Genomic DNA, 21974 nt, shown 5'->3' with positions numbered 1-21974 from the left:
TGACGGAGGCGACCGTGCCCGAGACGACCCTGCCCGATATGCCGTACGCGCCCGAGGCGCCGTACGCGCTCGTCGGGCACCGCGCCGCCCGTGTGACCCGTACGGCGCTGACGGCCGCCGTCGCGCTGCTGCTGACCGCGGCGTTGGCGACCCCCGTGGCACACGCCGATCCGCCCGGGGTGACCGAGAACTCCAGCCCGCCGGTCGCCATCGACGCGGGGGACCCCGATCTCCGGATGGTTCAGGGGGCCAAGCTCGCCCCGTCCAAGGTCCTCAACATCAAGTCCATCGTCGAGACCGACGACGGTTCCGAGCGCCGCCAGGACACCAACGACAATGTGACCTTCGCGCTCCAGGCCGAGGTGCTGTTCGGCAAGGACAGCGCCAAGCTGAGCCCGGACGCGCTGTCCCGGATCGCCGCCATCGCCGCGGAGATCAAGAAGCAGAACGCGCGCAGCCTGCGCGTCTTCGGTTTCACCGACAACCTCGGTTCGGCGGGGCACGGTCTCACGCTGTCCAAGGACCGGGCGAACGCCGTCCAGGAGGAGCTGGCCAAGGATCTCGGCTCGTCGGTCAGCTTCCAGATCCGCGGCTACGGCGAGCAGTACCCGATCGCCGACAACGCCACCGAAGAGGGCCGCAAGAAGAACCGCCGCGTCGAGGTGAGCTTCCCGCGCACCGGTTCCTGACGTCGCCCGTGGCGGCCCGGCGGCGGGCGCGGGGCGCGGGGTCAGCCGTCCGAGGCGAGGAAGGCGCGTACGCCCGCCGAGACGGTGTCGTCGCCGAGCAGGTCGTTGTGCTTGAGGCAGCCGGCCGGGGTGTTGAGCGCGCCGGCGAGCGGCACGCTGTCGTCCGGGTTGATGAACTCGTCGCAGCTGGACCAGAACGTCGCGTACCGGACGTCGCCCGGTGTCTCGTCGCCCTCGGCCAGTCCGTCCTGGACGTACGACCCGGGCGTCATGTCGCGGCAGGCCTGGTCCCAGGCGGCGCAGGCCCAGGCGAGGCCGGTGCCGTGGTTGGGGCCGCCGAGCGACACCCAGTGGTCGACGGCTGCGGCGCCGCCGCCGTTCTTGACATACCAGCGGGTCGGGAGGCTGCCGTAGGAGTGCGCCACGATGTCGACCCGGGGCGCGCCGGTCTTGCGGCGTACCTCGTCGACGTAGGCGGCGAACTGCGCGGAGAGCGTCTCGTTCACCGAGGCGTGGGTGTCGTAGGACCAGGCGAACAGTTCGGACGCGGTGTAGCCGTCGGCCTTGAAGTCGTCGAGGAGACCGCCCCAGACGCCGGGATCGGCGTTGTAGCCGTGCACGAAGATCACGGGGGTGTGCGCCGCGGCCGAGGGGGCGGCGGCGGAGACGTCCGGAGCGGTTGCCCGCGCCGGTACGGCCGTTGACGGCTGGGCCGCCAGGAGCAGGGCAGCGGCGGCGAGGACGCATCCGGCGATCGCTGAGCGCGCCGTACGAACCATCGGTCCCCCTGGGTCGTGGTGCGGGTGAGGTGACGGTAGCGCCTTGGTGTGACCGCCGGTAAGGGGGCGTCTGGTATTGGATCGACCAGTTCAATACGTGGTAGCGTGCCCGCATGGCTCGACCCAGGAAGTTCGACGAGGGGCGGGCGGTCGACGCGGCGATGGACGCGTTCTGGGCCGCCGGCTATGAGGCGACGTCCACCCAGGACCTGTGTGACGCCACCGGCCTCGGTCGCAGCAGCATCTACAACACCTTCAAGAGCAAGCGCCACCTCTTCGACCGCTCGCTCGCCCGCTATATGGAGTGCAAGAACGCCGAGTTGACCGAGCTGCTGGAGAGCGAGCTGCCCGCCCGGGTCAAGATTCGCACCCTGCTGCAACGCGTGATCGACGAGGAGTTCGCGCAGGACGCCGACGGCCGCGGATGTCTGGTCGTCAATACCTGCGTCGAGGTCTCGGCGCGTGACGCGGAGGTCGCGGCCACGCTCGCCCGGGACTACGGCGTCCGGCTGGAAGCGCTGCGCGCCGTGATCGAATCCGGTCAGCGCGACGGCGATATCGCGGCCGGCAAGGATGCCCGCACCCTCGCCCATCTCGTCATCGCCTCCATCAGCGGCCTGCGCGTCTCCGCGCGTTCCGGGGTGGACCGGGTGGCGCTGCAAGGGGTGGCGGAGGCGGCGCTCACCGCCTTCTGATCCCGCACTCCTCGCACTCCCCGCACTCCCCGCTCTCCCTCCGCTCCCCGCACTCTTCGCGCCCTCCGTCGTCGGCGGTCGCGGCGGGGTGCTTCTTTCGGCTTTATTTTGAACAGATCGATACAAAACAAACGGAGACTTCCTCAACTCCCCGAAGTCTCCCCGTACTTCACCACAACCGACCGGAGTGCCTGCTCATGCCACTTGCTGTCCACCTCCTCGGACTGGGCATCTTCGCCCAAGGGACCTCGGAGTTCATGCTCTCCGGGCTGCTGCCCGATATCGCCGCCGACCTCGGCGTCTCCATCCCGGATGCGGGCCTGCTGATCTCCGCCTTCGCCGTCGGCATGATCGTCGGCGCCCCGGTTCTCGCGGTGGCCACGCTCCGGGTGCCCAGGCGTACCGCGCTGATCGCCTTCCAACTCGTCTTTGTCGCCGGGCATGTGGTCGGTGCGCTCGCGCCGGGCTACGGCGTGCTGTTCGCGACCCGTGTGGTGAGCGCGATCGCCTACGCCGGGTTCTGGGCGGTGGCCGCCACGACGGCGGTGAGCCTGGTGCCGCCGGGCGCGAAGGGGAAGGTGCTGTCGGTCGTCGCCATGGGCCTCACCCTCGCCACCGTCGTGGGCGTACCGGCCGGCACGGTCCTCAGCCAGCACGCGGGCTGGCGCGCGGCCTTCTGGAGCGTGGCGGGGCTGACCGTCCTCAGCATGCTCTCGCTGCTGGCCGTACTGCCCGCGGGGCGCCCGAAGGGCTCCCAAGTGCCCTCTGTGCGGCGGGAACTGACGGGTCTGGCCCGCCCCGCCCTGTGGGTCTCCTACCTCGTCACCACGCTGACCTTCGGCGCCGCGGTCGTCACCTTCAGCTATCTCGCTCCGCTGCTGACCGAGGTGAGCGGGCTGCCGGAGGGGTGGGTGCCGGTGGTGCTCTCGCTGTACGGGGTCGGCGGCCTGATCGGGGTGACGCTCGGCGGACGGTTCGCCGACACCGCGCCACTGCGCACCCTGCTCCTCGGGGTCGTGGCGCTCACCGTCGCTTCCGGGGTGCTCGCCCTGACAGCCGGGAGTCTCGGCCTCACCATCGCGCTGGTCTTCGTCCTCGGGTTCACCGGCTATCTCGTCAACCCGGTCGTCCAGTCACGGGTGTTCCGGCTCGCACCGGACGCGCCGACGCTGGTCGCGGCGGTGAACACCTCGGCCTTCAACGTCGGGATCATGCTCACCCCGATGCTGGGCGGACTCGCCATCGACGCGGGCCTCGGGTTCGCCTCGGTGGCCTGGGTCGGCGCCGGCACGGGCGTGGCCGCCCTCGCGGCGACGGGGTGGGCGGCGGCGCTCCGGCGCCCGGCGGAGCGGGAACCGGCCGTGGCGTCCGCCCCGGTGGTGGTGGAGCGGGAGGCGGTGCGGGTGTGACAGCGAACCCCGTGGGGTCCCAGGGCCGGAGGATCCGGAGGGGGCCGCAGGCCGGTCAGCCCGTGAGCCCGTCATGCCGTTGGTCCGTCACCCGTATACCCGTTGATCCGTGAGCCGGGCAGGGGCTACTGGGGGACTGCTCGGGTACTACTCAGGGGCACCCGGGGGCCGGACCGTGACGGTGAGGTGCCGGCCCGGGTGCAGGCCCCAGCGCGCCATCGCTCCCGCCTCCGCCTCCAGTACGTGCCGCGCGCGCAGCCGGGGGAGACCCATCCGCCCCGGGCGCATGGTGCGGACGGCCAGCACCCTGAAGTCCCGGCTCAGATAGGCGATATCGAGCGCGAACCGCATCCGGAATGTGTGCACCCCGCTCGCCGGGGTCAGCAGCAACGCCCCGTCGATACCGTCCCGGCCCAACAGCCCGCGAGTGCGGGCACGGTAGGACCCGGCGATCTCCAGCGGCACCTCGACGTCCGTGCCGTGCAGGGTTCCCGATCCATCCGTCCAGCGCGCCATGGACGTCGTTCTATCAGGCCAGGGCTCAGGGCACCGCTCTGGACGGGCGCGGGCTCCGGAGTCTCCGGAGTCTCCGGCAGGCGTATCAGCCGAGGAAGAGCGGTAGTTTCGCGGCCAGTCCGCCGAGTTCGGTCTGCTCGGCGTCGGTCGGTGCCCGGCGGCCCGTGCCGAGCAGCAGCGCGTCCTTGTCGGTGAACGACGCGGGGAACGCGGCGCCGGCGATCTCTTCCAGCGTCGCCCGGGACCGGGCCAGGCCCTCCGGGGGCGGTTGCGTCGAACCCGGGAGGTGGGCGACCAGGTCGAGGTGGTGCAGCGTCCACTCCAGGACGTAGGCGGAGAGGTAGTCGCCCACGGTGAGGACCTCGTCCTGGGTACTCACCCGGGCCCCTGGGTCGGCGAGTTCGGCGGCGCGCCCGGCGGCCGAGCCGACGTCGTCGAGGTGGAACTTGAGCAGGCGGGGTTCCCCGTACGCGGCGGCAAGCCGGACGATCAGCGCGTCGAGCGGGTCCTCGCCGGTCGGTGGCTGGTCCTGGACCTTCCAGTAGGTCACGGCGTTGACGGTCGGTTCCGCTTGGGCGGGGGTGGCGAGGGTGATCAGGACGTCCTGCGCGTCGATGATCAGGTGGCACGCCAGGTCCCGTACGAGCCAGCCGGTGCAGCCGGACGGCTGCTCGAAGTCCTTGTCCGGAAGTTCGGCAACCGCGGTGCGCAACGCCGTCCATGAGCGCGAGAAGAGATCCACATCGGCAAGATAGTGCGGCGCCGGAACGGCGGACAAGCGGAGCGGCGAAGAACCGTCCCTCCTCGCGTGATCGTCGCATCCCCGCCGCCAACGACCGGCGGTGGCTGGGGCCTTCGAAACATCGCCGCCTTGCGATGAACCGCATCTGACGCCGTCCGCTGATGCACCAGTGAAGACGTGACAGCCCATAGGGTCGCCCCGTGCCAGTGACGCTGATGGTTCTCGCCGCCGCCTACGGGGCCGCCGCCGGGCTGCTCATCCCCCGGCCCGCCCACCGGATGGCCGTCGAGCCCGAGGAGGAGTGGCGCGCGGCCTGCCCCCAGGGCCATGCGATCACCGGGGTCGCGCGCGGATGGCTCGGGCCGGGGCGCTGCCCGGACTGCGGGGCGTACGGGCCCGGGGTGCTGCCGACCGCCACCGTCACCGCGCTGGTCTGCGCCGCCCTGGCGGCCGCCACCGGGGCGCGTCCCGAACTGGCCGTATGGCTGGTGATGGCGCCGGTCGCGGTGCTGCTGACCGCCGTCGACTGGCGGGTGCGCCGCCTCCCCGACGAGCTGACGCTGCCGCTGGCGGCCGTGGCGGCGGGGCTGCTGGGGCTCGTCGGCTGGCTGACGGGGGAGGGCGGAGTGTGGCGGCGGGCGCTGCTGGGCGGGCTGGTGCTCGGCGCGTTCTACCTGCTGCTGTACGTCATCAACCCGGCGGGGATCGGCGAGGGGGACGTCAAGCTGGCGCTCGCCCTGGGCGTCGCCCTCGGGTGGTACGGCTGGCCCGCCGTCGTCACGGGCGGCGTGGCGGGCGTACTGATCGGCGCGCTGTACGGGGGCGGTCTGATCCTCTTCGGGCGAAGCGGGCGGAAGTCGGTGATGCCGCTCGGCCCGTTCATGATCATCGGTGCGTTCGGCGGCCTGCTCCTGGGCGGCGCCGCGGCCGCCTGACGACGGGGGCCGGCGGTGCCGGCTGATCACGAAGGTCTGGCGGCCGTGCTTGACGGCGGAGGTCTGGCGGCGGTGCCTGATGACGGCGGCCCGAGCGCGGTGGCCTGACGGCGGTGACCTGAAGGCGGTCGTCCGACGGCGGGCGCGCGGGCGGTGACCGACCGCCGGGTGGCCAGGGCGACGACCGGCCACGGAGCCATGCGGCCCGGCATGCCGGGCCGCCCCAGCGGTCCACACCGAGCTGCTCCCGCGGTAATCGCGGCCCACGACGAGCCGCCCTCGCGGTCACGCGACTCACACCGAGCTGCCCCGCGTCCACACCGAGCCACCCCCGGGCATCGCGTCGCCGCCCCGGGCAGCACGCCGGGCCCCGGCATCAGGGCGCCCCCCCCGGCATCACGCCGAGCCACCCGACCATCACGTCGAGCCACGTCGAGCCACGTCGAGCCATGACGGGCCGTGCCGGGCCACGCCGTGTTTGCGCGGCGTGCGCGCAGCATGCCTTCCGCGGGGTTATGGTGGAAACCCCCCCTCGGGCCGGTCCGTATCCCCCCCCACGGACCGGCCCGTTTTTTGTTGGGGAGCCCCCGGCCCGCCCCGTCTCGCGACCCGGCCCGCCGCGTCAGCCCGTGCGGGACAGCCCGCGCGGGAGACGCCCCGGAGCATCTCCGGAACGCCTCCCGAGCGCGCGCCCCGAACGCCGACCGCTCGCCGGATTCCGCCGCCCCCTCGGGTTCCGGTCCGGGTCGCCTCAGCCCCGTCGGGCCCAGATGTTCACGCCGTCCGTGGTCTTCGCGAACTCGTCGATCTCGGCCAGCTCCGCGTCCGTGATCGTGGGGGCGCCGAGGGCCGCGATGTTGGCCTCCAGCTGGCTGACGCTGCTGGCGCCGATCAGGGCGGAGGTCATCCGCTCGTCACGGATCACCCAGCCCAGAGCCAGCTGGGCCAGGGACTGACCGCGGCGGGCGGCGATCTCGTTCAGGCCGTGGAGCCGGCGGACGACGTCGTCCGACAGCAGATTCGGGTCCAGGGACTTGCCCTGCGAGGCGCGCGAGCCCTCGGGGATGCCCTTCAGGTACTTGTCCGTGAGCAGGCCCTGCGCCAGCGGCGCGAAGGAGATGCAGCCCATGCCCTCGGCCTCCAGGGTGTCCAGCAGGCCGTCGTCCTCGGTCCAGCGGTTGATCATGGAGTACGAGGGCTGGTGGATCAGCGCGGGAACGCCCATCTCGCGCAGCAGGCGGGCCGCCTCGCGGGTCTGCTCGGCGTTGTAGGACGAGACGCCGGCGTACAGCGCCTTTCCCTGCCGGACGGCGGACGCGAGCGCGCCCATCGTCTCCTCCAGCGGGGTTTCCGGGTCGAATCGGTGCGAGTAGAAGATATCGACGTAATCGACACCCATCCGGTTCAGTGAGGCATCCAGCGACGAGAGGAGATATTTCCGTGATCCCCATTCGCCGTAGGGGCCGGGGTGCATCAGATATCCGGCCTTCGTCGAGAGAATGATCTCGTCGCGGTAGGCGCGGAAGTCCTGGGCGAAGATCTTGCCGAAGTTCAGTTCCGCCGATCCGGGCGGCGGACCGTAGTTGTTCGCCAGGTCGAAGTGGGTGACGCCCAGGTCGAAGGCCCGGCGCAGGATGGCCCGCTGGGAGCTGAGGGTGCGGTCGTCCCCGAAGTTGTGCCACAGTCCGAGGGAGATAGCGGGGAGTTTGAGTCCGCTGCGGCCCGTGCGCCGGTACTCCATGGAGTCATAGCGCGAATCCGCGGCGCGATAGTCAGAGGTGCCAGTCATGGTCATCTCCCTATCACGGAGTTGTGACACACCTGATTGGGCTGTTCACGCGCCCGAGAAGTAAAGTTGCCGACTTGAGGCGACGGGGCGACCGCCATTGGCACGGAGGGGCTGGACCACACATGCTGCGATCTTCCGGGGTGCGCATCCCGTATCCGCCTGCACTGCGCGATCTGGTCTACCGGTTGTACGCGCGCCGGGTGGAGGGCCGCCTGGATCACGACCAGGTGCCCAAGCACATCGGCGTCATCCTGGACGGCAACCGCCGCTGGGCACGGGCCGACGGCCGGACGACCGAGCAGGGCCACCAGGCAGGCGCGGCGAAGATCAGCGAGCTGCTGGGGTGGTGCGGTGAGACCGACGTCGAGGTCGTCACGCTCTGGCTGCTGTCGACGGACAACCTCGACCGGCCCGAGGCCGAGCTGACCCCGCTGCTGGGCATCATCGAGAACACCGTGCGCGATCTGGCGGCCGACGGCCGCTGGCGGGTGCACCACGTCGGCAACCGCGATCTGCTCCCCTCTCATACGCAGCAGGTGCTGAAGGAGGCCGAGCAGAAGACGCTCGACAACAACGGCATCATGGTGAACGTCGCCGTCGGTTACGGCGGTCGGCAGGAGATCGCGGACGCGGTGCGTTCGCTGCTGCTGGAGCACGCCGAGCGGGGCACCTCCTTCGAGGAGCTCGCCGAGATCGTGGACGTCGAGCACATCTCCGAGCACCTCTACACCCGCGGCCAGCCGGACCCGGACCTGGTGATCCGCACGAGCGGCGAGCAGCGCCTCTCCGGTTTCATGCTCTGGCAGAGCGCCCACTCCGAGTACTACTTCTGCGAGGTCTTCTGGCCGGCCTTCCGGAAGGTCGACTTCCTGCGTGCGCTGCGCGACTACGCCGCCCGGCACCGCCGTTACGGCTTCTAGGACAGGCCCGGAAAACCTCCCGATGCGCCCCGACCCGTCCGGTGCCCGCTGCCGCGCGCTGACACTCCGATAGCGGTACGGGCCGGTGCCGGTTCTCCTGAACCCGTTCGGCCCAGTGGGGCCGCGGGGGCCGGTGCGGCCGTCGCCCCCGCGCATCGCACCTCCTGACGCACTTTTCACTTCTGTCCCACTGCGGTGCCCGCCGCCGCCGGGCGATCACACGTAACCCAAGGTTCACCGGCCGTGCGTCATATGCCGTGGCATGGGTGTGGGGGTTCGAGGGAATATCCCTTCCAGGTCGGCGTCCGGAACAAGACATCGGGCGTCGCATCTCAGCGGACGGCATGGGGTCGTCCGCCCGGGAGGCCCTTTGCACATCACGGACGATCGTGCGCACCGCACGGACGACGCGGAGGGCCGGCGTTCGGCCCGTGCATCGTGGCCAGAACCCGGTCCTGTCCCCCGCGACGCCGTCGCACCCCGACCTCTTTCGAGGGGGTTCGTCCACCCGTGGTGAACAGCAACAAGCGCCGTGAGAACGGCCGGCGCACTTATGTCCTCGACACCAGCGTCCTGCTGGCGGATCCAGGCGCCATGTCCCGCTTCGACGAGCACGAAGTCGTGCTGCCGGTCGTCGTGGTCACGGAGTTGGAGGCCAAGAGGCACCATCCAGAGCTGGGCTACTTCGCGCGGCAGGCGCTGCGTCTGCTGGATGAGTACCGGGTGCAATTCGGGAGGTTGGACGCCCCCATCCCCATAGGGGAACTGGGGGGCACGCTCAGGGTCGAGCTCAATCACTCCGATCCGGGGATTCTGCCCGCCGGCTTCCGGCTCGGCGACAACGACTCGCGGATCCTCGCGGTGGCGCGCAATCTGCAGGCCGAGGGGTACGACGTCACCGTCGTCTCCAAGGACCTGCCGCTGCGCATCAAGGCCTCCGCGGTCGGCCTGCTGGCCGAGGAGTACCGCGCGGAGCTGGCCATCACCGACTCCGGCTGGACGGGGATGGCGGAGCTGACGGTCACCGCCGACCAGGTGGACGATCTGTTCGCCGACGAGACGACGCACGTACCGGACGCGGCCGAACTTCCGGTGCATACCGGACTTGTGCTCCAGTCCGAGCGGGGCAAGGCCCTCGGCCGGGTCACGGAGCAGGGCACGGTCCGGCTGGTGCGGGGCGACCGGGAGGTCTTCGGGATCCACGGCCGCAGTGCCGAACAGCGGATCGCGCTGGATCTGCTGCTGGACCCGGATGTCGGAATCATCTCGATGGGCGGCCGGGCCGGCACCGGCAAGTCGGCGCTGGCGCTGTGCGCCGGTCTGGAGGCCGTGCTGGAGCGTCAGCAGCACCGCAAGGTGATGGTCTTCCGGCCGCTGTATGCCGTCGGCGGGCAGGAGCTGGGCTATCTGCCGGGCAGCGAGTCGGAGAAGATGAGCCCCTGGGCTCAGGCCGTCTTCGACACGCTGTCCGCGGTGACCAGCAAGGACGTCATCGAAGAGGTGGTGGGCCGCGGGATGTTGGAGGTACTGCCGCTCACCCACATCAGGGGGCGGTCGCTGCATGACGCGTTCGTCATCGTGGACGAGGCCCAGTCGCTGGAGCGGAACGTCCTGCTGACCGTTCTGTCCCGTATCGGGGCCAACTCCCGGGTTGTGCTGACCCATGACGTCGCCCAGCGCGACAACCTCCGGGTCGGGCGGTACGACGGTGTGGTCGCGGTGGTGGAGAAGCTCAAGGGCCATCCGCTGTTCGCGCACGTCACCCTCAACCGCTCGGAGCGGTCGCCGATCGCCGCACTGGTGACCGAAATGCTGGAGGACGGCAGGATCTGACCGTATGTGAACCACGGCGCCGCCCGGCAAAGCGAAGGAGCTTAGCCGGGCGGCGCGCGTGTGCGCGGGAATATCCGAAAATCGCGTCGCGTAAACAAGGTGTGAGCTTTCACACCCAGTGGGGAATTGATTCCCGGCGGCTCGTTCGGGCAGAGTCTGGGTCCTGTCAGGCCCCGCATACGGCACCACCAGCATCCTCAGAGGTGCGGAACACCCGAACTTCATAGCGACTTGCCGTATGCCGCCCGAGCACCACGCGGACCCCGAGGGGGACGCACCGGGCCAGTGCCTCCCGTGACCAGCCGGTCCCTACCGCTCAACAGGGTCCGGAACAAGGGGAGACCAGCGCCAGGGGCACGATTGCGTCCGCGAGGTCACCTATGCGGGCGATGCTGGAAGGAAAGCGTGTGAGCCGGATCTCGGTCCGGGGATTCGCCGTGGCCTCCGCCACCGCGGTCACCACCGTCGGCGCCGTAGTCGGCGTCGCTGCAGGCAGCGACCAGGGCTCGGTCGGCAACACCGAGGCCACCGCCGCCGATGCGACGATCGCCGAAATTCCCACGGGCCAGCAGGCCCAGGTGCAGACGGCCTCCCTGACGCAGCAGGCGGACGAACAGTCCACCCAGGCCGATGCCGCAGCCCTGAAGTCCGCGCAGGAGTCGGCCCGCAAGGCAGCCGCACAGACCGCACAGGACAAGAAGGACGCGGCGGAGGAGAAGGCAAAGGCGGAGAAGGAGGCCAAGGAGCGCAAGGAACTGGCGGCTTCCCGCTCGTCCGCGCGCGACGCCGCTGACTTCACGGTCAAGGGCTCCTACAGCATCGCCGACACCCAGGCCATCGCACGCCAGATGATGCCGGGCGATCAGTTCCAGTGCTTCAGCAACATAGTCGACCACGAGTCGGGCTGGAACTATCAGGCAACCAACGCCTCGTCGGGCGCCTACGGGCTCGTGCAGGCGCTGCCGGGCTCGAAGATGTCCTCGGCCGGTTCCGACTGGCAGACGAACCCGGCCACGCAGATCAAGTGGGGCCTGAACTACATGAACGACCGCTACGGCAGCCCCTGTGGCGCCTGGTCGTTCTGGCAGGCGAACAGCTGGTACTAGGCCACACCCGGCCGTACCGGCACAGCAGCGCAAACGGAACCCCCGACCGCGAAAGCGTCGGGGGTTTCGCGCATCCGGCGCGGCGCCCGGGTAACGTCGTGCCGTCAGTTGTGGGGAGCGGGAGGGGAAGAGGAAGCGACATGTCCAGACTGCCTCAGTGGGTCGGTGGCCTCGGCGCCGGTCTGACGCGGCTTTCGCAGCGGCTGGAGGACCAGCGCCGCCGGGCGGAAGCCGCGGCGGTGGCCGGTGACGCGGACGCGCTGAGCCGTCCCGGGCACGCGGACGCCCCGAACGCCGGCGGTTCCGCGGCGGCCGGTCCTCCGCGAGAGCCGGCCGGCCGCGACCGCGCGCCGTACACCGCGCACGGCACGCCGGAGCACGGGGCGGAGGGCGCGACGACGGAGGACGCCGCCGCGGTCAGCGCGCCGAGCACGCCGGACTCCGTCCCCGCCCCGCCCTCCTACGCGCCGGCCGTCTCGGCCCGCCCCGATCCGGTGGCCGCGGTGCCGTGGGGCGTACGGGTGGCCACCGAGGTCGCCTGGCGGCTGCTCATCCTGGCGGGCGCACTGTGGGTGCTGGCGCGCGTCATCACCACGATCGAACTGGTCGTCCTGGCCTTCATCGCGGCGCTGCTGATCACCGCTCTGCTGCAGCCGACCGTGGGGTGGCTGCGCCGGCGCCGGCTGCCGCGCGGGCTGGCCACCGCCCTGACCTTCATCGGTGGCTTCGTCATCATGGGGCTGGTCGGCTGGTTCGTGGTGTGGCAGGTGCAGGACAACATCGACTCGGTCTCCAGCCAGATCCAGAAGGGCATCACCGAGCTCAAGGGCTGGCTGCTGAAGAGCCCGTTCCATGTGACCGAGAGCCAGATCAACCACATCGCGAAGAACCTTCAGGACGCGGTCGGCGCGAACACCGAGGCGATCACCTCGGCTGGGCTGGAGGGCGTCACCGTCGTCCTCGAAGTGTTCACCGGCATCCTGCTCGCGATGTTCACCACGCTCTTCCTGCTCTACGACGGCCGCCGGATCTGGACCTGGCTGCTCAAGCTCGTACCGGGCGCGGCCCGCGAGGGCGTGGCGGGCGCGGGGCCGCGGGCCTGGCGGACGCTGACGGCCTACGTACGCGGCACGGTCATCGTCGCCCTGATCGACGCCATCTTCATCGGCATCGGGCTGTGGTTCCTCGATGTGCCGCTCGCCGTGCCGCTGGCCGTCTTCATCTTCCTGTTCGCCTTCATCCCGCTGGTCGGCGCGGTGGTCTCGGGCGCGATCGCGTGTGTGGTCTCGCTGGTCACCCAGGGCGTCTTCACGGCGCTGATGGTGCTGGCGGTCGTGCTGGCCGTCCAGCAGATCGAGGGCCACATCCTGCAGCCGTTCATCCTGGGGCGCGCCGTGCGCGTCCATCCGCTCGCCGTCATCCTGTCGGTCGCGGCGGGCGGGCTGATCGCGGGCATCGGCGGTGCGGTGGTGGCCGTTCCGCTGGTCGCGGTCACCAACGCCGTTGTCGGCTACCTGCGTTCGTATGCGAAGGAACAGGCGTTGCGGATGACGCCGGTGCCGCACGGGTCCACCGCGATCAGTGCGACGCCTTTGCCGGCTCCCGAGCGGGTGCCGACGGTGACCACCACCTCCGCGGCGACGCCGACGGGCCCGGTCGCGGTCGCCACCGAACAGCCCCAGGAGTAACGCCGGCCACCCGGGCCGGAGCGCACGGCATCGCCTGGACATACACGAAACCCCGCAGACGGAGTGTCTGCGGGGTTTCGTGCGTGGTGCGGGTGCCGTGCACGCGCCTGCCGGATTATTCGGCGAGTGCCGCCTCGGCGTCGAGGGTGGCGCCGACGGCCTGCAGGACGGCCGCGATCTTGACGGCTTCCTGGATCGTCTCGCGGTCCACACCGGCCTTGCGGAGCACCTGCTCGTGCGAGTCCAGGCACTGGCCGCAGCCGTTGATGGCCGAGACGGCCAGCGACCACAGCTCGAAGTCGACCTTCTCCACGCCCGGGTTGCCGATGACGTTCATCCGCAGACCGGCGCGCAGCGTCCCGTACTCCGGGTCGGAGAGGAGGTGACGCGTCCGGTAGAAGACGTTGTTCATCGCCATGACGGCGGCGGCCGACTTGGCGGCCGTGTACGCCTCGGCGGAGAGGTTGGCCTTCGCCTCCGGCTCCAGCTCGCGCAGCACCTTCGGCGAGCGCGAGGCGATCGCGCAGGCCAGGACGGTGCCCCACAGCTGCTGCTGGGGAAGGTCGCTGTTGCCGATGACCGAGCCGAGGTTCAGCTTCAGGTCCTTGGCGTAGTCCGGTACGGCGGACTTCAGTTCGTCGAGAGCCATGTCAGCTCACCCTTCCGTTCGCTTGTTCCGCTGTTCCGCTGGTCACTCGCCCGAGAGGAGCGCGACCGGGTCGAGGGTCTCGTCGCCCTTGGACCAGTTGCAGGGGCACAGCTCGTCGGTCTGCAGGGCGTCCAGAACCCGCAGGACCTCCTTGGGGTTACGGCCGACGGAGCCGGCGGTCACCATGGTGAACTGGATCTCGTTGTTCTGGTCGACGATGAAGACGGCGCGCTGCGCGAAGCCGTCCTCGCCCTCGATGCCGAGGTCGCGCATGAGCTCGTGCTTCGAGTCGGCGAGCATCGGGAAGGGCAGGTCGGTCAGGTCCGGGTGGTCCTTGCGCCAGGCGTGGTGCACGAACTCGGAGTCGCCGGAGAAGCCGAGGACCTGGGCGTCACGGTCGGCGAACTCTTCGTTCAGCTTGCCGAAGGCGGCGATCTCGGTCGGGCACACGAAGGTGAAGTCCTTGGGCCACGCGAAGACGATCTTCCACTTGCCTTCGTAGGTCTTGTGGTTGATCTGCTCGAACTCCTGGCCGGTCTCCAGCGAGACGCAGGCGGTCAGATCGAACTCGGGGAACTTGTCACCAACAGTGAGCACGCGCTCTCCTTGCAACGGGGGGAAGAGCCCACGCGACGTCCCATAAAGGGGATTCGGGGGCTTTCCTTGGGGCTTGGACGGGTTACACAGTGCCACAGGAGGCATTGATCAGTGAAATAGCTAGACTGGTTGATGTTGATCGGAGGTGGTTATCAGTGGCTTCTCCCGCAAGCCCCGGCGGCAGACCCCGCCAGCCCAGCCTGGCCCAGTTGCGCGCGTTCGCCGCGGTGGCCGAGCATCTGCATTTCCGCGAGGCGGCGGCCGAGATCGGCATGAGCCAGCCCGCGCTGTCCGGTGCGGTGTCCGCGCTGGAGGAGACGCTCGGCGTGCAGCTGCTGGAGCGTACGACGCGCAAGGTGCTGCTCTCGGCGGCGGGGGAGCGGGTGGCGGCCCGCGCCCGTACGGTGCTGGAGGCCGTCGGGGATCTGCTGGAGGAAGCGGAGGCGGCGCGCGCGCCGTTCACGGGCGTGCTGCGGCTCGGCGTCATTCCGACCGTCGCGCCGTATCTGCTGCCGACCGTGCTGCGGCTGGTCCACGAGACCTATCCGGAGCTGGATCTCCAGGTGCACGAGGAGCAGACCGCCTCGCTGCTGGACGGGCTGGCGCACGGCCGGCTCGATCTGCTGCTGCTCGCGGTGCCGCTCGGAGTGCCGCAGGTCACCGAACTCCCGCTCTTCGACGAGGACTTCGTGCTGGTCGCGCCCAAGGAGCACTGGCTCGGCGGACGCGGCGACATCCCCCGCCAGGCGCTCAAGGAGCTGGATCTGCTGCTGCTGGACCAGGGGCACTGCCTGCGCGACCAGGCGCTGGACATCTGCCGGGAGGCCGGCCGGGACGAGAACACGCCCGTCACGACGAGCGCGGCCGGGCTGTCGACGCTGGTGCAGCTGGTGGCCGGAGGGCTGGGTGTGACGCTGCTGCCGCGGACCGCGCTGCGGGTGGAGACCGGCCGCAACGACCGCCTGACGACCGGCTACTTCGCCGATCCGGCGCCCGCCCGGCGGATCGCGCTGGCGATGCGCAGCGGGTCGGCGCGGCAGCGGGAGTTCGAGGAGTTCGCGGACGCGCTGCGGGTGGCGCTGCGGGGGCTGCCGGTGCGGATGGTGAAGGACGGTTCCTGACGGATCACTGCGGTGCGCGCTCGGCGGCGCTGCGCTCGACGCAGAACTCGTTGCCTTCGGGGTCGGCCAGGGTCACCCAGCCCCTGCCGTCCGGCACACGGTGATCGCCGACCAGGGTGGCACCCAGGGCGAGGAGGCGCTCCACCTCCTCGTCGCGTGACCGGTCCTGCGGCTGAAGATCCACGTGCACCCGGTTCTTCACGGCCTTGGCATCCGGGACCTGCACGAAGAGCAGCGCCGAGCCCTGCGCGACGACCAGTGCCTCGGGGTCGCCGGGGAAGTCCTCATCGGTGACGGTGCCGTCCAGCACGGCGGCCCAGAACTGCGCCAGGCGGTAGGCGTCGGTGCAGTCGAAGGTGAGGTGTCGCACAAGGGAGGCCATGGGGCGCACTATTGGGCACGGCGGCCGCGGCTGTCCACCGAATTCGCCACCGGGCGCCCGCTATTCGGTGCGCAGGCCGTCCGGCCGCATCAGCCGCCACAGCAGCGGCAGGGACAGTGCGGTGACGCCGAGGATGACGGCCCCGGCGGTGCCGGTGAGGGCGAGGACGGCGGTCCAGTCGATCTGCAGCGGCTTGCCGGCCATGTGGAGCAGCAGCGAGCCGAGGCCGAGGCCGCAGCCCAGCGCGAGGGCCAGGCCCAGGGCCACCGGCAGCGCCGTCTGCCACATCACCGAGCGGCCCAGCACGCGGCGTGGCGTGCCGAGCGCGTCCAGGGCCGACAACAGCCGGGCCCGTTCGCGCAGTTGCTCCAGCACGGTGATCAGCAGGCCGCAGCCGATCAGCAGCAGCACGGCCACCGGCCCGGCGGTCAGGCCGCCGCGGGACAGGCTCAGCATCTCGTCGGCGCTGTCGCCCTCGTCCGAGAGCACGTACGTCCGCGGATCGACCCGGGCGGCGGCGTTGCGGACGTGTTCGACGGCGTCGGGGGCGGCCGGGTCCAGGCGCAGGAGCACGGAGACGTGGGGGCGCCGGAGTTGGCCGGCGTCCAGGGCCCCGGGGGTGGCGAGCACGCCGCTGCCGTCATACGTGTACGGGAGGTTGCCGCGTGCGGTCGCGGGCCGGGCGGTGGCCGGGACCGTCCAGGTGGCGGGTGTGCGCTCGGCGTCCCGGCTGCCGCTGGGGTCGAGGGCCAGCCGCTCGCCGGGGTGCGGCAGCAGGATGCCGGCTTCGGGCTCGCCGGCGGGGGCCCGGGAGAGGAAGACATCACCGTCGGAGCAGCTGCCGATGCGGGCGAGTTGGCGCAGGGCGGCGCAGTCGGCGACGGTCACCGCATACGGCTCGGGGTCGTCGGCGTCGTGGGCGGTGCCGTCGGCCAGGGCCCGCTGATGCCTGGCCGTGTCCGCGTAGCCGCTGATCTGGCCGTGCGATTCCCGGACGCCCGCCGCCCCGCCCAGCAGGCCGAACATCCGGTGGGCGGCGGTGGCGGGCACCGCGCCGTCGGTGGCACCGGCCGTGGTCCACGGGGTGTGCTGGTCGGTGAGCCCGGAGGGCTGGGTCTGGACGCCGGCCAGCAGCAGCTGCACGGCGAGCGCGCCGGCCACCGCCACGGTGATCCCGCTGACCGAGCGGCTGGCCGACGTGCCGTTCAACTGGAGCCGCCGGACGGCCAGATGCCAGGACTGGCTGCTCCGGCTGCCGCGCCCCAGCCGGGCGACCGCGGTGTCCAGCAGCCAGGGCAGCACGGCCGCGATACCGAGCAGCAGCAGCGTGGTGCCGCCGATCAGCTGGGCCGTGGCGGCATCGCCCGAGCGCAGCCCGCCCGTCGCCTGCGGCAGCAGCAGCGCCACCCCGGCGGCGGGCAGCAGCAGCCGCCACCACAGGCGGCGGTGCAGCGGCGGCGCCGTACGGGTCACCCCGAGCGGTTCGACGGTGACCCGCCGCATGGTCAGCAGCGTGACGCCGGTGGAGACGGCCGGGACGGCCAGGGCGATCAGAGTGGCCAGGGCGGTGTCGGGGACGAGGTCGGACGGGAAGAAGCCGAGGCCGAAGAGCGAGACGCCGGAGATCGGCAGGCGGACGGCGAGGAAGAGGGCGGCGCCGGTGAGCAGCCCGAGCAGCGCGCCGGCCAGCGCCTCACCGGCGGCGATCCGGCGGGTGGTGGCACGGTCGGCGCCCACCAGGCGCAGCGCGGCCAGCCGCCGGTCGCGGCGTTCCCCGCCGAACCGCACGGCCGTCGCGGTGAAGACGGCGACCGGGGCGAGCAGCGCGACGCAGCCCACCATGACCGCGAGCGCGGCGAGCGGGCTGAGCCGGAAGGCGTTGCCCGTGTCGCCGAACCCGGTGACCCGGAAGACGCCGTCGCCGGGCTCCCGGAGGGCGTCGCTGCCCTCGTAGTAGAGGAGTTCGCCGGGGTGGGCCAGGCCCGTGTCGCCGATCCGGGCGGTGATCCGCTGATGCGGGAAGCGGTCCTTGAGCAGCGCGCCGTCTGGGGAGGCCAGCAGGTCGGCGAGGGCGGGGGAGACGGCCAGTTCGCCGGGGTCCGGCAGCCGGGAGAGGCCGGGCGGAACGGGGGCGTGCGGTCCTTCGGACCGGATCACCCGCCCGGTCAGGGAGGTGCCGTGGTAGGCGCTGTCCACCGGTGTCATCAGCAGCGAATGGTCCGAGCGGGCGGGGTGGCCCGAGACGGGTGTGGCGGTCCGGGCCTTCCCGCGGTCCAGGGCGGAGTTCATGGCGTGCGGGACGGCGGCGGCGAGCAGCAGCACGCAGACGCCGAGGCCGACGCCGACCGCGGTCAGCGCCGTACGGATCCAGCCCTCGCGGCCGCCGGTGACGGCGAACCGGGCGCCCATGGCGAGGTCGGTCGACCAGCGGCGGGCGGCGCCTCGCCGGGGTGCGGTCATGCCGGTACTCATTCCGTTCGCAGGCCGTCGGGCCGCATCATGCGCCACAGCGGCGGCAGGCTCAGCGCCGTGACGAAGAGGATCACGCCGGCGCCGCTGGCGGTCATGCCGGCCACCACCGGCCAGTCGACCGCCACCACGCCGTCGATCATCGTCAGCAGCAGGGTGCCCAGGGCCAGTCCGCAGCCGAGCGCGAGGCCCAGCCCGAGGACGACCGGGATGGCGGTCTGCCACAGCACGGACCAGCCGAGGGTGCCGCGGCGGGTGCCGAAGGCGTCGAGGGCGGACAGCAGCCGGCGGCGTTCGTTCAGCTGCTCGACGGTGGAGATGATCAGGCCCGCGCCGATCAGCAGCAGGGTGATCACGGCGCCGATGAACAGGCCGTTGCGGACGCTGGTGTACTGCTGGTCGTGGGGGTTGTCGACGCTGGAGAACTCGTTCATCGTCGGGTCGATGTGCGCCGCGGTGTTGCGGATGTGCTCCACCGCGTCCGGTGTGCCGCGGTCGAAGCCGACCTGGAGTTCCCTGGTGGGGTACCCGAGCCGGGTGGTGTCGATCGCCGATGGGGTGGCCAGCAGGTCGTACGAGAAGCGGCCGGGGGAGCTGCCGGGGTGGATCAGGCGGGTGGTGCGGGCCTGCCCGGGGATCTTCCAGGGGCGCGGGTGGGCCGTTTCGTCGTCCACCATGGCGGGGTTGAGGTCGACGGTCGCGCCGGGGGCGGCGGGGGAGCCCTGCTTGCGGTGGTCGGTGAGGAACACCTCGCCGTCACGGCAGGACGTCAGGTGTGCCAGCCGGCGCAGTTCGGGGCAGCTGCCGACGGCGAGGGTCGCGGAGTGGGCGAGGTCCTGGGGCCGGCCGGGCCGTGGCATCCGGCTGATGTTCCCGTCGATGGTTCCGCGGGCCGCGGTCACGCCGGGGGTGGCCCGCAGCATGGTCAGCGCCCGTTCGGTGCGCGGCCAGCTGTCCTCGCCGCCCCACAGGCCGATCTGCGGGAGCTTGCCGGACCTGGCGTAGGCGTCGGCGTAGCCGGCCTGCATACCGGTCATGAGCATATGGATCGCGATGGCCCCGGCCACCGCGACGGTGATCCCGCTGACCGCGCGGGTGGCCGAGCCGCTGCTCAACTGGAGTCTGCGGGTGGCGAGTTGAAAGGGTACCGGGCCGCCGTGCAGCCGGCTCACCACGGCGTCGACCAGCCAGGGCAGCAGCGCGGTGACACCGAACAGCAGCAGCATCGCGCCGGCCGCGAGCCGCAGGGTGTTCAGGCCGGTGTCCGTCCACGGCTCTTCGCGGGCCAGCGGTACGAGCAGCAGGGCGCCCGCCGAGGGCAGCGCGAGCCGCCACCACAGCCGGCGCCGGACGGGCGGGCGGCCGCGGACGATGCCCAGCGGTTCGACGGTGACGCCGCGCTGCGCGAGGAGCGTGACGAGCACGGCGGCGGTAGGGACGAGGACGGCGATCAGGGCGGCGGCGACCGGGTCGGGGGAGACGTCCGCGGGGAAGACGTTGATGTCCCACAGCGTGATGCCCGAGGCGAGCTGCCGGCCGCCCAGGAAGAGCGCGGCGCCCGCGAGCGTGCCGAGCAGCGAGCCGAACAGCGCCTCGCCGGAGGCGATCCGGCGGGTGGTCGAGACGTCCGAGCCGACCAGCCGCAGCGCGGCGAGCCGGCGCTCGCGGCGTTCGTTGCCGAAGCGTACGGAGGTGCCGATGAAGACCATCACCGGCGTCATCAGCGCCACACACGTCATGATCACCAGCAGTACCGCGGGCGCCCGCATCGGCCGCGGCTGCCAGCTCGTGCCGAAGTGGTCGATCCGGTAGGCGTGGGGCGGGCGCAGGGTGGCGCTCTGCGCGACGTAGGTCAACTCCCGTGGGCCCTGAAGCCCTTCGTCGCCGATGACACCGGCCACGTCGTAGTCCAGCCGGTCGCGCAGCAGTGCCCCCTCGGGCGAGGCCAGCAGCTCCTTGAGCGCGGGGGAGACCAGCATCCGTCCGGCGCCGGGGAGTTGGCCGATGCCCGGGGGCACGGGCGGGTGTGTGCCGTCCGGCCGGACGAGCCGGCCGCGGATCGGGGCGCCGTGGAAGGTGGTGTCCGCCGAGCTGTAGAGCACGGTGTCGTCGGCGGGCCGGGGGTCGTGCGCCTGCCCGAGATTCTCCCGGGCCCTCTCCCGGCCGTGCCAGGCGTCCATCAGGGTCGGTACGGACGCGCCGAGCAGCAGCACGGCCACGCCCAGAGCCACACCCGCGGCCGTCAGGGACGTACGGATCCAGCCCTCGCGGCCGCCGCCGGCCGCGAACCGCATGCCCATCGCGAGGTCGCGGGCCCATACGGCCGGGCCGGTGCGCGGGGCGGTGAGCGGGTCCGGGCGCGCGGGGGTGGGGCCGCGTTCGCCGCCGCGCGCGCCGTCGACACCGGCGTGCGAGCGGAGCAGGCTCATATCAAGCCCGCCAGCATGTCCTTCACCTTGCCGTCGCGGACGACGATCTCGCGGTCGGAGTAGGCGGCGACCCGGGCCTCGTGGGTGACCAGGACGACGGCGGCGCGGGTGTCGCGGGCGGCGTTGGTCAGCAGGGTCAGTACGCGTTCGCCGTTGAGGGAGTCGAGGGCGCCGGTGGGCTCGTCGGCGAAGATGACGCGGGGCTCGGTGACCAGTGCGCGGGCGACCGCGATCCGCTGGCCCTGGCCGCCGGATATCTCACCGGGCCGCTGGCCGTGCACCTGCTCCACCTCCAGACGCTCCATCCACACCCGGGCCTGCCGCTCGGCCTCCTTGCGCTTGGTGCCGTTCAGCCGCAGCGGCAGGGCGACGTTCTCCAGGCAGGTCAACTCCGGTACGAGCTGGCCGAATTGGAAGACGAAGCCGAAGTCGGTGCGGCGCAGGGCGCTGCGCCGGGCGTCGCTCAGGGAGGTCAGGTCGTGCTCGGCGTAGCGGACCGTGCCGGTGTCCGGGGTGATGATGCCGGCGAGGCAGTGCAGCAGTGTCGATTTGCCGGAGCCGGAGGGGCCCATGACGGCGACGACCTCGCCGGGGTGGACGGAGAAGTCCGCGCCGTCCAGCGCGGGCGTCGCTCCGTAGGTCTTGTGCAGTCCCTCGGCCGAGAGCAGGGAACCCTCCGGCGTCATGCCCGGACCGTTTCCGCCAGCCGGTCCAGTCGCGCGGCGGTCAGCTCCAGCCAGCGCAGATCGGCTTCGAGGTGGAACAGCGCGTGATCGCAGATCAGCTGGTCGGCGAGGTCGCCCTTGCGCTTGCGCTCGGTCAGGCCGCGCATCAGCCGCAGATGCTCGGTGCGCTGGGTGTCCAGCAGTTCGGCGGCGTCCCGGCCCGTCATCAGGGCGAGCACGACCTTGGTGTAGAGCGTCGACTGGAGGTAGGGCTCGGGCTTCTCGGGGCGGGCGAGCCAGTGCGCGACGTCCGTGACGCCGGCGTCCGTGATGGCGTACCGCTTGCGCTCCGGACCCGCGCCGGACTCCACGCCGTCCACCTCGACCAGGCCGTTCTTCAGCAGCCGGGACATCGTGGAGTAGACCTGCCCGTAGTGCAGGGGCCGGTCGTGGCCGAAGTGTTCGTCGAAGGCCCGCTTGAGGTCGTAGCCATGGCGGGGGCCGGACTCCAGGAGGCCCAGCAGCGTATGACCGATTGACATGGCGACCACCTTACGTGCT

The 21974-nt window shown here is 71.5% G+C and carries 20 protein-coding genes; 9 read left to right on the top strand and 11 right to left on the bottom strand.

The window, feature by feature from the left end; all coding sequences use genetic code 11:
• Positions 1 to 38 precede the first annotated feature (38 nt).
• Positions 39 to 689 (top strand): OmpA family protein, encoded by a 651-nt coding sequence (locus ACIRQ7_RS03330; RefSeq protein WP_404260091.1) that lies wholly within the window; start codon positions 39 to 41, stop codon positions 687 to 689.
• A gap of 41 nt (positions 690 to 730) precedes the next feature.
• On the opposite strand, the gene ACIRQ7_RS03325 is transcribed toward ACIRQ7_RS03330, so the two are convergent.
• Positions 731 to 1468: an esterase/lipase family protein gene (locus ACIRQ7_RS03325; protein WP_404259445.1), complete on the bottom strand. Its 738-nt coding sequence runs from the start codon at positions 1466 to 1468 to the stop codon at positions 731 to 733.
• Positions 1469 to 1581: 113 nt separating this feature from the next.
• Here ACIRQ7_RS03325 and ACIRQ7_RS03320 point away from each other — a divergent pair, with 113 nt between their 5' ends.
• The gene (locus ACIRQ7_RS03320; protein WP_404259443.1) at positions 1582 to 2163 is read left to right on the top strand and encodes a TetR/AcrR family transcriptional regulator; all 582 of its coding nucleotides are present in this window, start codon (positions 1582 to 1584) and stop codon (positions 2161 to 2163) included.
• 197 nt (positions 2164 to 2360) lie between these two features.
• Entirely contained in the window at positions 2361 to 3572 is a 1212-nt protein-coding gene (locus tag ACIRQ7_RS03315; protein WP_404259441.1) for a Cmx/CmrA family chloramphenicol efflux MFS transporter, read from the top strand.
• Between the two features lie 147 nt (positions 3573 to 3719).
• Here ACIRQ7_RS03315 and ACIRQ7_RS03310 read toward each other — a convergent pair whose 3' ends face one another.
• Both ACIRQ7_RS03310 and ACIRQ7_RS03305 read right to left on the bottom strand, forming a co-directional pair.
• The gene (locus tag ACIRQ7_RS03310; RefSeq protein ID WP_404259439.1) at positions 3720 to 4088 is read right to left on the bottom strand and encodes a DUF192 domain-containing protein; all 369 of its coding nucleotides are present in this window, start codon (positions 4086 to 4088) and stop codon (positions 3720 to 3722) included.
• Between the two features lie 85 nt (positions 4089 to 4173).
• Positions 4174 to 4830 carry a maleylpyruvate isomerase N-terminal domain-containing protein gene (locus ACIRQ7_RS03305; RefSeq protein WP_404259437.1) on the bottom strand — a complete coding sequence of 219 codons (657 nt, stop codon included), beginning with the start codon at positions 4828 to 4830 and terminating at the stop codon, positions 4174 to 4176.
• Positions 4831 to 5030: 200 nt separating this feature from the next.
• Between ACIRQ7_RS03305 and ACIRQ7_RS03300 the strand changes: the two genes are divergently transcribed.
• A complete protein-coding gene (locus ACIRQ7_RS03300; RefSeq protein WP_404259435.1) occupies positions 5031 to 5765 on the top strand; it encodes a prepilin peptidase in 735 nt (244 codons plus the stop codon).
• A 751-nt stretch (positions 5766 to 6516) separates the two neighbouring features.
• Here the strand turns inward: ACIRQ7_RS03300 and mgrA are convergent.
• A complete protein-coding gene (gene mgrA, locus ACIRQ7_RS03295) occupies positions 6517 to 7554 on the bottom strand; it encodes an L-glyceraldehyde 3-phosphate reductase (RefSeq protein ID WP_404259433.1) in 1038 nt (345 codons plus the stop codon).
• A 122-nt stretch (positions 7555 to 7676) separates the two neighbouring features.
• Here mgrA and ACIRQ7_RS03290 point away from each other — a divergent pair, with 122 nt between their 5' ends.
• The 4 genes from ACIRQ7_RS03290 (at position 7677) to ACIRQ7_RS03275 (ending at position 13101) form a co-directional block, all read left to right on the top strand.
• On the top strand, positions 7677 to 8474 hold the full coding sequence (locus ACIRQ7_RS03290) for an isoprenyl transferase (protein ID WP_404259431.1): 798 nt from the start codon (positions 7677 to 7679) through the stop codon (positions 8472 to 8474).
• A gap of 510 nt (positions 8475 to 8984) precedes the next feature.
• The gene (locus ACIRQ7_RS03285; protein ID WP_401462494.1) at positions 8985 to 10307 is read left to right on the top strand and encodes a PhoH family protein; all 1323 of its coding nucleotides are present in this window, start codon (positions 8985 to 8987) and stop codon (positions 10305 to 10307) included.
• Positions 10308 to 10714: 407 nt separating this feature from the next.
• Positions 10715 to 11413: a transglycosylase SLT domain-containing protein gene (locus tag ACIRQ7_RS03280; protein WP_404259430.1), complete on the top strand. Its 699-nt coding sequence runs from the start codon at positions 10715 to 10717 to the stop codon at positions 11411 to 11413.
• A gap of 140 nt (positions 11414 to 11553) precedes the next feature.
• Positions 11554 to 13101, top strand: a complete 1548-nt coding sequence (locus ACIRQ7_RS03275; RefSeq protein WP_404259428.1) for an AI-2E family transporter — start codon at positions 11554 to 11556, stop codon at positions 13099 to 13101.
• Positions 13102 to 13216: 115 nt separating this feature from the next.
• On the opposite strand, the gene ACIRQ7_RS03270 is transcribed toward ACIRQ7_RS03275, so the two are convergent.
• Entirely contained in the window at positions 13217 to 13750 is a 534-nt protein-coding gene (locus tag ACIRQ7_RS03270) for an alkyl hydroperoxide reductase (RefSeq protein WP_401462503.1), read from the bottom strand.
• Between the two features lie 42 nt (positions 13751 to 13792).
• The gene (locus ACIRQ7_RS03265; RefSeq protein WP_401462506.1) at positions 13793 to 14347 is read right to left on the bottom strand and encodes a peroxiredoxin; all 555 of its coding nucleotides are present in this window, start codon (positions 14345 to 14347) and stop codon (positions 13793 to 13795) included.
• A 155-nt stretch (positions 14348 to 14502) separates the two neighbouring features.
• Here ACIRQ7_RS03265 and ACIRQ7_RS03260 point away from each other — a divergent pair, with 155 nt between their 5' ends.
• Entirely contained in the window at positions 14503 to 15468 is a 966-nt protein-coding gene (locus tag ACIRQ7_RS03260) for a hydrogen peroxide-inducible genes activator (RefSeq protein WP_401462509.1), read from the top strand.
• A 4-nt stretch (positions 15469 to 15472) separates the two neighbouring features.
• Here the strand turns inward: ACIRQ7_RS03260 and ACIRQ7_RS03255 are convergent, their stop codons facing one another.
• Genes ACIRQ7_RS03255 through ACIRQ7_RS03235 form a run of 5 tightly spaced genes read right to left on the bottom strand, consistent with a single transcriptional unit; the run spans position 15473 to position 21955 of the window.
• Positions 15473 to 15850 carry a VOC family protein gene (locus tag ACIRQ7_RS03255; RefSeq protein WP_404259426.1) on the bottom strand — a complete coding sequence of 126 codons (378 nt, stop codon included), beginning with the start codon at positions 15848 to 15850 and terminating at the stop codon, positions 15473 to 15475.
• A 60-nt stretch (positions 15851 to 15910) separates the two neighbouring features.
• Positions 15911 to 18310 (bottom strand): FtsX-like permease family protein, encoded by a 2400-nt coding sequence (locus tag ACIRQ7_RS03250; protein ID WP_404259424.1) that lies wholly within the window; start codon positions 18308 to 18310, stop codon positions 15911 to 15913.
• A gap of 8 nt (positions 18311 to 18318) precedes the next feature.
• Positions 18319 to 20748, bottom strand: a complete 2430-nt coding sequence (locus ACIRQ7_RS03245; protein ID WP_404259422.1) for an FtsX-like permease family protein — start codon at positions 20746 to 20748, stop codon at positions 18319 to 18321.
• Complete coding sequence (locus tag ACIRQ7_RS03240) at positions 20745 to 21434, bottom strand: ABC transporter ATP-binding protein (RefSeq protein WP_404259420.1); 690 nt, start codon at positions 21432 to 21434, stop codon at positions 20745 to 20747. The genes ACIRQ7_RS03245 and ACIRQ7_RS03240 overlap by 4 nt, the downstream gene beginning before the upstream one ends.
• Positions 21431 to 21955 (bottom strand): PadR family transcriptional regulator, encoded by a 525-nt coding sequence (locus ACIRQ7_RS03235; protein WP_401462524.1) that lies wholly within the window; start codon positions 21953 to 21955, stop codon positions 21431 to 21433. The genes ACIRQ7_RS03240 and ACIRQ7_RS03235 overlap by 4 nt, the downstream gene beginning before the upstream one ends.
• Positions 21956 to 21974 lie beyond the last annotated feature (19 nt).

This window comes from Streptomyces sp. NPDC101393 (genome assembly GCF_044767385.1).
Taxonomy (GTDB): domain Bacteria; phylum Actinomycetota; class Actinomycetes; order Streptomycetales; family Streptomycetaceae; genus Streptomyces.
The sequence above is the reverse complement of the archived record's forward strand: the minus strand, read 5'-3'. Positions and strand labels throughout refer to the sequence as shown.

Coding starts and splice junctions, on each gene's coding strand:
- ACIRQ7_RS03330 (WP_404260091.1), top strand. CDS start 39: ATGCCGTACGCGCCCGAGGCGCCGTACGCGCTCGTCGGGCACCGCGCC.
- ACIRQ7_RS03325 (WP_404259445.1), bottom strand. CDS start 1,468: ATGGTTCGTACGGCGCGCTCAGCGATCGCCGGATGCGTCCTCGCCGCC.
- ACIRQ7_RS03320 (WP_404259443.1), top strand. CDS start 1,582: ATGGCTCGACCCAGGAAGTTCGACGAGGGGCGGGCGGTCGACGCGGCG.
- ACIRQ7_RS03315 (WP_404259441.1), top strand. CDS start 2,361: ATGCCACTTGCTGTCCACCTCCTCGGACTGGGCATCTTCGCCCAAGGG.
- ACIRQ7_RS03310 (WP_404259439.1), bottom strand. CDS start 4,088: ATGGCGCGCTGGACGGATGGATCGGGAACCCTGCACGGCACGGACGTC.
- mgrA (WP_404259433.1), bottom strand. CDS start 7,554: ATGACTGGCACCTCTGACTATCGCGCCGCGGATTCGCGCTATGACTCC.
- ACIRQ7_RS03290 (WP_404259431.1), top strand. CDS start 7,677: ATGCTGCGATCTTCCGGGGTGCGCATCCCGTATCCGCCTGCACTGCGC.
- ACIRQ7_RS03275 (WP_404259428.1), top strand. CDS start 11,554: ATGTCCAGACTGCCTCAGTGGGTCGGTGGCCTCGGCGCCGGTCTGACG.
- ACIRQ7_RS03270 (WP_401462503.1), bottom strand. CDS start 13,750: ATGGCTCTCGACGAACTGAAGTCCGCCGTACCGGACTACGCCAAGGAC.
- ACIRQ7_RS03255 (WP_404259426.1), bottom strand. CDS start 15,850: ATGGCCTCCCTTGTGCGACACCTCACCTTCGACTGCACCGACGCCTAC.
- ACIRQ7_RS03250 (WP_404259424.1), bottom strand. CDS start 18,310: ATGACCGCACCCCGGCGAGGCGCCGCCCGCCGCTGGTCGACCGACCTC.
- ACIRQ7_RS03245 (WP_404259422.1), bottom strand. CDS start 20,748: ATGAGCCTGCTCCGCTCGCACGCCGGTGTCGACGGCGCGCGCGGCGGC.
- ACIRQ7_RS03240 (WP_404259420.1), bottom strand. CDS start 21,434: ATGACGCCGGAGGGTTCCCTGCTCTCGGCCGAGGGACTGCACAAGACC.
- ACIRQ7_RS03235 (WP_401462524.1), bottom strand. CDS start 21,955: ATGTCAATCGGTCATACGCTGCTGGGCCTCCTGGAGTCCGGCCCCCGC.